Consider the following 1985-nt stretch of genomic DNA (forward strand, 5'->3'; position numbering starts at 1 on the left):
ACCCGGCTGTCCGCGATACCCGCCCCCGGCCCCACCCGGCTGCGGGTGGAGGTCGACGGCGAGGCGCTGGTGGACCTCGACCAGCCGGTGGAGTCCCTCTCCCTGACCCCGGCCACCGGCGGCCTCGCCGAACTGGAGGTCCATCCCCTCTCCGTGGGCGCCGAGGCCGGGCCCCTGCGCGCCTCCGGGCGCACGGTCACGGTCACCGGCCCCGACTTCCACTACCGGGCGGACGCGTTGGTGACGGGCCCGGTACGACGCCGGACCTGGCGGGTGGCCGAGGGGGCGTGGGGACTGGTGCTCCCCGCCCGTCCGTGACCCCGCGCGCCTCGCTCCAATGGTCTAGTGACAAATATTTAACCGTCCCGACCCCTTCCCGTGCCCCCTTCTCGTCCAGCATCCTGCTCCATCAGGACCCAGGGAGCGGACCCGGAGGGGGTCATTTTCATGGCAGTGGACGAGGGTGTCGTACCGGCGGCGGGCACCGCTGGAGGCGAAACGGTTCATCGGCTGAAACCCAATGCCATCGGACTGCTCGGCGTGGTGTTCATGGCCGTGGCGACGGCCGCGCCGATCACCGCGATGACCGGGAACGTGCCGTTCATGGTGTCGTCGGGCAATGGCATCGGGGCGCCCGCGAGTTATCTCGTCGCAATGGTCGTACTGGCAATCTTTTCCGTCGGATTCACCTCGATGGCGAAGCACATCACGTCGACGGGCGCCTTCTACGGATTCATCTCCTACGGCCTCGGCCGCACGATCGGGCTCGCCTCCGGACTGCTCGCCACCTTCGCCTACGTCGTCTTCGAGCCCGCGCTCATCGGGATCTTCTCCACCTTCGCCACGACCACCCTGCGGGACCAGACCGGACTGCATCTGCCCTGGTGGTCCTTCGCGATCCTGATGCTGGCGATCAACGCCACCGGCACCTGGTTCGGGGTCAGCGTCGCCGAGAAACTGCTGGTGGTGCTGCTGGCGACCGAGGTCACGGTGCTCGCCGCGATGGCCGTGTCCGTCGCCCTGCACGGCGGCGGCCCGCACGGGTTCAGCCTCGCGCCCATCAACCCGGTCAACGCGTTCAAGGGCACGTCCGCCGGGCTCGGCCTCTTCTTCGCCTTCTGGTCCTGGGTCGGCTTCGAGTCCACGGCGATGTACGGCGAGGAGTCCCGCGACCCCAAGCGGATCATCCCCAAGGCGACGATGGTCAGCGTCCTGGGCGTCGGGGTCTTCTACGTCCTCGTCTCCTGGATGGCCATCTGCGGCAACGGCGAGGCGGCGGCCGTGCGGGCGGCGTCCTCCGCGAACCCCCTGTCGATGTTCTTCGACCCCACCGAGCGGTACGTCGGCCACTGGGCCGTCGACGTCATGCAGTGGCTGATGATCACCGGGTCACTGGCCTGCGGGATGGCCTTCCACAACTGCGCCGCGCGCTATCTCTACGCCCTGGGCCGCGAGGGCGTGCTGCCCTCGCTGCAGCGCACCGTCGGCCGCACCCACGCCCGGCACGGCTCGCCGCACATCGCCGGGCTGGTGCAGACGGGGGTGTCGGCCGTGCTGATCGGCGCGTTCTGGATCGCGGGGAAGGACCCGTACACCGGGACGTACGTGCTGCTCGCGATCCTCGGGACGATGGCGATCCTCGTCGTCCAGGCCGTCTGCTCGTTCGCCGTGCTGGCGTACTTCCGCTCGCACCACCCCGAGAGCCGGCACTGGTTCCGTACGTTCGCCGCGCCGCTGGTGGGCGGGGTGGCGATGCTCGGGGTCGTGGTGCTGCTGGTGTCCAACATGGGGGCGGCGGCGGGGAGCGAGTCGGGATCGCTGGTGCTGCGGGCCACGCCGTGGCTGGTGGGGGCGGTCGCGGTGGTGGGGGTGGCGTACGCGCGGTACCTCAAGCGGCGGGCACCTGAGCGGTACGCGCTGCTGGGCCGGACCATCCTGGAGGAGACCAGGGCACGGTGACGGACTCAGCGGTGTTTCTAGTCCCG

At 70.1% G+C, this 1985-nt stretch carries 1 protein-coding gene and 1 pseudogene; both read left to right on the forward strand.

Annotation, left to right across the window (positions count from 1 at the left end):
- Positions 1-318, forward strand: a pseudogene (locus CCN72_RS35670) (diacylglycerol kinase); the annotation flags it as partial.
- Positions 319-447: 129 nt separating this feature from the next.
- Positions 448-1959 (forward strand): APC family permease, encoded by a 1512-nt coding sequence (locus tag CCN72_RS35675; protein WP_086812525.1) that lies wholly within the window; start codon positions 448-450, stop codon positions 1957-1959.
- Positions 1960-1985 lie beyond the last annotated feature (26 nt).

Source organism: Streptomyces murinus (assembly GCF_002154555.1).
GTDB classification, from domain to species: domain Bacteria; phylum Actinomycetota; class Actinomycetes; order Streptomycetales; family Streptomycetaceae; genus Streptomyces; species Streptomyces murinus.

Excerpts from the sequence above, each read along its gene's own strand:
- CCN72_RS35675 (WP_086812525.1), top strand. The coding sequence starts at position 448 with ATGGCAGTGGACGAGGGTGTCGTACCGGCGGCGGGCACCGCTGGAGGC.